We start from the raw sequence: 8009 nt of genomic DNA, 5'->3' as shown, positions 1-8009 counted from the left end.
CCGGTGCCCTTGCACCCGCAGATGCAACTGGACCCCACCGCGCCCGTGCGCGCCCCCGGCGCCGTGCTGCGCGAAGACTACCTGCGCCCCATGGCATGGAAAACGCGTGGCCTGGCGCAACGCAGCGGCATCCCCGTATGGCATTTGCGCAGCATCATGCAGGGCGCACCGCTGTACGCCGAGGAAGCCTTCCGCCTCAGCGCCGCCCTGGGCACCAGCCCGTTCTACTGGCTCGCGCTGCAAGCGCGCTACGACCTGCTGCGCGTCGAGTGCAGCCGCCGCCAGGACAGCTGGGCCCGCCCCGCGCGCGGCGACTCATGACATTGCGAGAGAGCGGGCAAGGAGGTAGCGTGCTTTTTCCAAAGCGCAGCGAATAACCGCGGAACCCAGCCGGGCTGAACATCGCTTCCGTCAGGCCCGATCAACCCGCCGGTGACGACCGCAGCACCGGGGGCTTGGTGGCTATAGGCTGGCGAGGTCTGCTTTCGTCCCGTAGCGGACTTGGGCGTTGAATGCGGAAGGGGGAAATATGCTTCTCAAGGTTAGGCGGGCGCTGGACTACCTGTTTATCCAGTGCACGTCGATAGGAGCATTCGATAACGCAGATGGCCGCAGATTCAAAGCTGTATTGCTCGTGGCAACTTGGTTGTTCGCTATCGTGTTGACCATCCTCGCCGCAATCAGCTTTTGGCTATACGACTTCATGGGCCCGATACGGCAATGGGCACAGGGATTTTCCGGCCCCAAGGTGCCTGGCCTTGTAGCCGCGCTTGTAATCGGTATTCCGGCACTGATGCTTTCCACAAAAATCGGTCAGAGGAGCGTGGGGCGGATCGCGCCGCGAGCCACCTTTCGGAAGTCGCTGGTTATTGGTTTGTGGTACATGGCGGTGCTCATGTCCATACTGCTGAACCTCAATAGGTATGGGGCATTGGTAGCGCTGGGCCTTCATCTTGTGTTCCTCGCCTGGCTCATCTACGCCTCAAAACAAGTTGAAGCCCAGGGCTGAGTGCAAGTGTGTAGATGTCTGCTTTCGACCGAGGCCGTGTGAAAACGCAAAACGGAAGTTATCGGTAGTGACATGGCGGCGCTCATTGCGCGAGCAGTGCAATGAGCGGAAGACGTTTCATCAGGCCATGATCGCCTGCAGTAGTGGTCGCACACCGAGGATCTTCATCACCCGCTTCATGTTGTAAGCCAATACCTGCAAACTCATTTCTGTCGCCACGCATGGCAGCGTTCTCGTGAGGAAGTGGGTGTAGCCCATCCACGCCTTGAGGGTGCCGAAGGTGTGTTCGACGGTCTGTCGTCGTACGCGCATCGCGCCGGGGTGTTCGTCCAGCCGCCGCTGCATCGTGTCCAGCACGGCTTCGTGTTCCCAGCGGCGCAGGCGCCGATAACGACTGGTGGTGCAGTTGGCACGCAGCGGGCAACTCGGGCACGCCGACGACCAGTAGACGTGGATCGTCTTGCCGTTCTCGTTCGTGCTCATGCGGCGCGTGGCGACGTTGCCGGCGGGACATCGATAGCTATCGGTGTCAGCGTCGTAATGGAAGTCCTGCTTGGTAAAGCGACCCGCCGCAGCGCTGGAGGACGTCTGGCTTTGAGGCACCAGCGGCGTGATGCCCGCCTGTTCGCAGGCAAGGATTTCCTCGCTCTTGTAGTAGCCCCGATCGGCCAGCGCGGTGAGCGCGTCGTGACCCATGGCGTCGCGTGCCTGCCCGGCCATGCTGGCGAGCTGATCGCGATCGTGGCCTTCGTTGGTGACCTCGTGTGCCACGATCAAGTGATGTTGGGTATCGACGGCTGCCTGCACGTTGTAGCCGACGACGCCCGAACCACGACCGTGCGTGGCCATGGCGCGTGCATCGGGATCAGTCAGCGAGAGCTGTTGGTCCGGCGCTTGGCGCATGCGCTCGCCCAGTCCGTCGAGCTGCTGCATCTGCTCGCGCACCGTGGCGAGCTTTTGCGTGAGGTGCGCGACGCGTGCTTCCGGTAGCCGGCCAGGGTCGCGATCGGCGCGATCGAGCTCCGCCAGATAGCGCGCCACACTGGTGTCGAGTTGCGCCTGACGTGCCTTGAGCTTGGCCTCGGAGAGATTGCGATCGCGTCCATTGACGGCCTTGAACTTGCTGCCGTCGATCGCGACCACAGCCTCGGTGAACAGCTTCAGACGACGACACAACAGCACGAACTGGCTACACACGCGACGGATGGCCGGGCCGTTGTCCTTGCGGAAGTCCGCGATGGTCTTGAAGTCGGGTGCACAGCGGCCGGTGAGCCAGATCAGTTCCAGGTTGCGTTGTGCTTCGCGTTCCAAGCGGCGACTGGAAGGGACGCGGTTGAGATAGCCGTAGATATAGATCTTGAGCAACATCGCTGGGTGATAACCGGGTCGCCCGGTGGCGGCCGGTGAAACCCCATCGAAGCCCAGCTCGCCAAGATCCAGCTCATCGACAAAGACATCGACCACGCGGACAGGATTGTCCTCATCGATGTAGTCGTCCAGCCGTTCGGGAAACAGCACGCTCTGCGACCGATCCACCCCTTCGACGAATCGCTTCATGCGACACTCCGGCTTGGTATGGCGCTAGGATCGGTGCGTTCGCTTACGGGGTGTTTTCACACAGGCTGGACCCAAAGCAGCCACTCCATATTCCCCAGCCATAAAAAAGAGCGCGACAGGGTTTCCCCCATCGCGCCCTCCGCTACACTTGCCAAAAGTTCAGAGCTGGATAGCCGAGATGCGTGTGGCCCAGTTGCTCAGTGCGCCGCGGGTGCCGCCGCACTGGAACAGGGGGCTGGTCAGGTATTGGGCGAGGGTGCAGGTGTGTGCGATGTACTCGGATGCGAGCCAGATCGTGTTTCCGTCGGCTGATGCCGCGCCGTAGTCACCCCAGCGTGGACGGCCGTTGCCGAGGTAGGGGATGCCGGTAAAGCCGTCCCACGGGCCGGCGCCTGCCGCTGCGATATGGACGTCGCCAGCGCCTGCCTTTGCATCCAGGCTTGCGTAGCCCGCGCTCGGATAATCGTTGGGCCCGACCACCGTGAAGGCGATGACGCCGCGTCCGCTTTGCGTGACGGCTGCCGCGCCATAGGTCAGGTTGGCGTCGGGCAGGGACAGCGTGCCGTTGGCGAAGAGTCCGCCGGAGTTGGGGTTGATGACGAAGTAGCTCACGCCCGATCCATGGCTGCCGTCGCCGAGCAGGACGTCGGTATCCAGCGTTGCCCACAGCTTGCCGTTGGCGTAGCTCACCTGTTGCATGCGTGAGTCGTTCACCGCCAGGTCGCGCGGCGCGGGATAGACGATGTTGGGATAGCCCAGATAGGTCGGCGCGCAGCCGGTCACGGCGAAGCAGTCACGCAAGGGCGTGCTGCCGGGCTTCTGGTGGACGAGGCTGCTGGGCACGCCGTATGTCTGGACGGCCAGCGCCGAGACGTTGAGCGACAAGGCCGTGGGCATGCTGTCGATGGCCTGCGTGTTGGATACCGACCACAGCCAGATCTGGTTCGACGTGCCCGAGTCGTTGAACACGGCGTCCGAACTGAGCAGGTATTCGGTTCCGCCGTGCGCGCCGCTGTACTGTCCGCCGGACGAAATGGCGGGCCACACCGTGAACGCGGGTGCGGGAATGCTGGGGTCGCCGGCGTTGAACAACACCACGTTCGGCGAGGCGGCACCGGATGCCAACGCTTGCTTGGAGATGGCGTAGATCTGCGCACCGTAGTAGCCACTGCCGAAGACCGCGAATTCGTTGGTGGTCAGGAATACCGCATGGGCGTCCGCGCCGATATGCGGATAGTCGCCCAGGCAGAAGCCTCCGGCGCATCCATGATCGGGCGTGCCTTGCGTGCCGTTGTTCTGCACGGGCAGGTGATAGATGTTCCATGCGCCGGTCGGGTCGGCCGTCTGGCTGACGGCGATGTCCAGATGATTGTTGCCGGACAGCGCCGAGGTCGTGCCCACGCGGTCCAGCGTCAGCACCACCTGGAACCAGCGTTGCGTGTCGGCATCGTAGTAGCACGATGGGTCGGTGATGCTGGCACCGTAGGCGCCCGTGCTGCGGTTGATCGCTGCGGGGTAGCCGTAGAAGGTATTGAGGTCCACTGGCCCGACGAGCTTGTTGCCGGCGCTGTCATAGATGGCCAGCACGTCGTTGACGCTTTCCATGACGAATCCGTTGCCCGCGCACAAGCCCTGGTCGGGCGGTTCCACCGAGAACTGGTTGCCGCCATTGGCGTAGCGCTGGTCGTGGAAGTTGAGGCCATCAAAACCGCCCAGCAGTTCGGGGCTCGACTTTGCGCGCTTGGCTATGCCCATGCGGTTGACGCCGGAACGGCCGTGGGCAATGGTGCGATTGACCACGGGCTTTGATCCAAGATCGCCGCCATCGCCCGAGTCGGCGTCGCCGGAACTCATGGCCGGGTCCTGTTCCAGGCTGGTCAGTGGCTCGCCCCCGAGAGGCGTGGTCTTCGGTACGGTGGTATTGCCGCGTTGCAATGAAAGCGTGACTGGACTTGCACCCAAGGCGCACGTTGCGAACGCCATGGCAGACACTGCGATGAGCAGTCGGGTCTTCATTACACAGTCTCCCGTTCGTTGCGTTAGGTGACCGCGCCCCCTGCAGAAACGCTGATGCCGGCAGCACCGGCATGCGTCCGCGCACGTTTGCATATGTGGCATATGCGGGCGGGACGATACTCGCATTCGCACGTGCCCACCATTGATCGAAGGGCAGGGCCGTCTAGCTGGCGTGAACCTGAAGCAAGACAAGGCAATAGATGTCTGAGCAGTTTTTGGCGTCTGGCACTCGATCAACGGAAGGGGAGAGAGGACGCCATGCACGCTGGCGATACGGCATTCGCGGCGCTGTGCATGAGATCCCTCATGCATCGCCAGCCGTGCCGATGCGCATGGACGACACCCATTGCCATGGGACACGTTGATGCCACGAACGACATGAGGCCGTTCGCCTTGGCTGATTCTCGAAAACCCTGATCGACAGGCTTGCCTCGCTCACGTTGAGGTGCGGCGGTACTCCCTTCATCGTGAATTTGCCGTCATCTCCACTCATGCGTTGAACGCGTCACATAAGCCGATGTTCTTCTCGATTTCTCGGCGCCTTGAAAGCTGACGGCAAGGATGGCGGCGCAAGGTCCTGCGCACCTTCGCCGTGGGGAGGCGCTGCAGGGATGCAGTGTTTCGACGAGGGGATTCCGGTTCTGAGCGTTGCGCTGCGGTCATCACCGCGGCCGTACGCGTCGTATGCGCAATCCGGCCTTTTCGTAAGTCATGACATTGACTGGAGGGGACTCATGTTTGTGAGAGCAACCGGGTTTGGCTGCAGCATGCTTTGCGCTGCCATCGCTTTGAGTCTGGCGGGCACGGCTCACGCGGATACGCAATCCGCGCCTGAAGTGACCTCTGCGGTACAGCACGATCAGCTTCACTCGCTGCGTGGCGTGATGCCGCGTCCTGACGATTTCTCCAAGAGCGGCCACAACCATCCCGCGCGTCCGCTGCCGTGGCTGGATGGCCCGGGCAATCCGACGGACGGTGCCGTGCAAGGCGGAACCAGCGGCGTGGCCGCGCCCACAGCCGGTTCCGGTGTCGATGGCGTCGGCAACGGCTTCAGTGGCCCGCAGGGTACCTTCACGGTAAACAGTGCGCCGCCGGATACCAACGGTGCCGTGGGTGCCACCCAGTACGTGCAGATCGTCAACAGCGGCTTCGCGGTGTTCGACAAGTCGACCAAGAATGTGGTCTACGGGCCCGTAGCCACCAACACGCTGTGGTCGGGCTTTGGCGGCCCATGCGAAACCGACAACGACGGCGATGCGACGGTGGTGTACGACAAGGCCGCCGGCCGCTGGGTGATTTCCCAGTTTGCCGTGACGGCGGCGCCGTACTACGAGTGCGTGGCCGTTTCGGCCACCAGTGATGCCACCGGTGCGTACTACCGCTACGCGTTCCCCTACGGCAACGTGTTCCCTGACTACCCCAAGATGGGCGTGTGGCCGGACGCGTATTACGAAACCTTCAACATGTTCAACGGCAATACGTTCGCCGGCGCCAAGCTGTGCGCCTACGACCGCAATGCGATGCTGAGCGGTGCCGCGGCCACGCAGCAATGCTTCCAGTTGTCCACGAGTTACGGCGGCGTGCTCCCGTCCGACCTGGATGGTTCCACGGCACCGCCGGCCGGCTCGCCGAACTACCTGATCAACTTCACGGCGGGCCAGTTGAACCTGTGGAAGTTCCACGTCGACTGGACCAACACGGCCAACACCACGCTGACCGGCCCCACGGCCTTGCCGGTGGCGTCCTTTGCCACGGCTTGCGGTGGCGGCACCTGCGTGCCCCAGTCCGGCACCAACCAGAAGCTGGATTCGCTGGGCGATCGCATGATGTTCCGCCTGGCGTACCGCAACTTCACCGATCACGAAGCGCTTGTCGCCACGCATTCGGTGAAGGTCGGCACCACCAAGCAGAACCCGTACACGGGCGTGCGCTGGTATGAAATCCGCAATCCGGGCACGGCGCCGGTGGTGTACCAGCAGTCCACCTTCGCACCCGACACTACGTTCCGCTGGCTGGGCTCGGTCGCCATGGACAAGCAGGGCAACATGGCGCTTGGCTACAGCGCGTCCAGCAGCGCGATCCACCCGGCCATCCGCTACACCGGCCGTCTGGCGACGGACCCGCTGAACACGATGCAGGCGGAAAGCAGCATCATCGAAGGCCTGGGTTCGCAGAGCGGCAACAACCTCTCGCGCTGGGGCGACTACAGCGCCATGACCGTCGACCCGGCGGATGACTGCACGTTCTGGTACACCAACGAGTACCTCAGGACGACGGGCTCGTTCAACTGGAGCACGCGTCTGGAATCGTTCAAGTTCTCCACCTGTCAGTAATCATCCGGCCGTGCCCTCGGTCCTCTGGGCTGAGGGCACGAGGCTTGAAGTAGCCCGGATGAAGCGAAGCGGGAATCCGGGGCACGGCAACGTTTGCGTGTTTGCGCATGTGTGGGCGGCCGGCGATCCCGGATTACACCGTTGGCTTCATCCGGGCTACGTAGATGCGATCAGCCATCCGTCGAGCGCGATACGGTTTCCCATTGATCGATCTCGGCGGCGAGGTCAGCCAGTTTCCTGCGGACCAGTTCCAGCGCATCGCTGCCCAGCAACAGATGGGAAGGCGGTGAGGGGCTGGCGATGATGTCCAGCATGGCGCGTGCTGCTTTTGCAGGATCGCCCAGCTGTTTGCCGCTTTTCTGCTGGCGCGCCACGCGAATGGGATCGAACAGCTCGTCGTAATCGGGAATGGCGCGGGGCGTGCGGACCATGGAGCGTCCTGCCCAGTCGGTGCGGAAGGAGCCGGGCGCCACGGCGGTGACGGCGATGCCGAGTGGTGCGACTTCCTTGCCGAGCACTTCCGAGATGCCTTCCAGCGCGAACTTGCTGCCGCAGTAGTAGGCGATGCCGGGCAGGGTGATGTGGCCGCCCATCGAGGTGATGTTGAGGATGTGGCCTCGTCGTCGGTTGCGCATGTAGGGCACCACGGCCTTCATCATGGCCACGGCGCCGAAGACGTTCACGTCGAACTGGCGGCGCATTTCTTCCAGGGGCGACTCTTCCAGTATGCCTTCGTGGCCGTAGCCGGCGTTGTTGATCAACACGTCCACCGCGCCCACGTTGTGCTCGATCTCGGCAACGACACCATCGATCGCATCGGCGTGCGTGACGTCCAGCACGCGGCCGACGGCGTTGCCCGGGACCAGCGCCTCGAATGCCTGGCGCGCCGGTTCGCTTCGCACGGTTCCGACCACGCGGTGTCCCCTCGCCAGCGCCTCCTGCGCGAGCGCCCGGCCGAATCCGCTGCTGACGCCGGTGATGAGTAGGGTTTTGGCTGCCGACATGGCGATGGCTCCTGATGGGTGAGAGGATGCACAATACCCATCGGCAGGTCCCCACTGGACGCCATTTCTGCTGGTTTTATTGCCTATTTC

Annotated in this window: 6 protein-coding genes; 3 read left to right on the top strand and 3 right to left on the bottom strand. The window is 63.2% G+C overall.

Annotated elements, in window-relative coordinates; genetic code table 11:
* Positions 1 to 321: HigA family addiction module antitoxin (locus tag BDW41_RS11375; RefSeq protein WP_146217339.1), on the top strand; the 321-nt coding region annotated here is incomplete at its 5' end.
* 208 nt (positions 322 to 529) lie between these two features.
* Positions 530 to 1009, top strand: a complete 480-nt coding sequence (locus tag BDW41_RS11370) for a hypothetical protein (RefSeq protein WP_074547375.1) — start codon at positions 530 to 532, stop codon at positions 1007 to 1009.
* Between the two features lie 120 nt (positions 1010 to 1129).
* On the opposite strand, the gene BDW41_RS11365 is transcribed toward BDW41_RS11370, so the two are convergent.
* A complete protein-coding gene (locus tag BDW41_RS11365; protein WP_074547376.1) occupies positions 1130 to 2566 on the bottom strand; it encodes an IS1182 family transposase in 1437 nt (478 codons plus the stop codon).
* 159 nt (positions 2567 to 2725) lie between these two features.
* Positions 2726 to 4420 (bottom strand): hypothetical protein, encoded by a 1695-nt coding sequence (locus BDW41_RS11360; RefSeq protein WP_233496841.1) that lies wholly within the window; start codon positions 4418 to 4420, stop codon positions 2726 to 2728.
* A gap of 998 nt (positions 4421 to 5418) precedes the next feature.
* Here BDW41_RS11360 and BDW41_RS11355 point away from each other — a divergent pair.
* Positions 5419 to 6915: a hypothetical protein gene (locus BDW41_RS11355; RefSeq protein ID WP_233496840.1), complete on the top strand. Its 1497-nt coding sequence runs from the start codon at positions 5419 to 5421 to the stop codon at positions 6913 to 6915.
* 170 nt (positions 6916 to 7085) lie between these two features.
* On the opposite strand, the gene BDW41_RS11350 is transcribed toward BDW41_RS11355, so the two are convergent.
* Entirely contained in the window at positions 7086 to 7919 is an 834-nt protein-coding gene (locus tag BDW41_RS11350) for an oxidoreductase (RefSeq protein ID WP_074547379.1), read from the bottom strand.
* Positions 7920 to 8009: the final 90 nt, after the last annotated feature.

Origin of the sequence: Dyella sp. AtDHG13 (genome assembly GCF_003201105.1) — a bacterium.
Lineage (GTDB): Bacteria > Pseudomonadota > Gammaproteobacteria > Xanthomonadales > Rhodanobacteraceae > Dyella > Dyella jiangningensis_B.
Note: the sequence above shows the minus strand (reverse complement) of the source record. Positions and strands in the feature narration are given on the sequence as shown.

Bases quoted from the DNA above. Each gene is read 5' to 3' on its own strand.
- BDW41_RS11360 (WP_233496841.1), bottom strand. From the start codon at position 4,420: ATGAGTTCCGGCGACGCCGACTCGGGCGATGGCGGCGATCTTGGATCA.
- BDW41_RS11365 (WP_074547376.1), bottom strand. From the start codon at position 2,566: ATGAAGCGATTCGTCGAAGGGGTGGATCGGTCGCAGAGCGTGCTGTTT.
- BDW41_RS11370 (WP_074547375.1), top strand. From the start codon at position 530: ATGCTTCTCAAGGTTAGGCGGGCGCTGGACTACCTGTTTATCCAGTGC.
- BDW41_RS11350 (WP_074547379.1), bottom strand. From the start codon at position 7,919: ATGTCGGCAGCCAAAACCCTACTCATCACCGGCGTCAGCAGCGGATTC.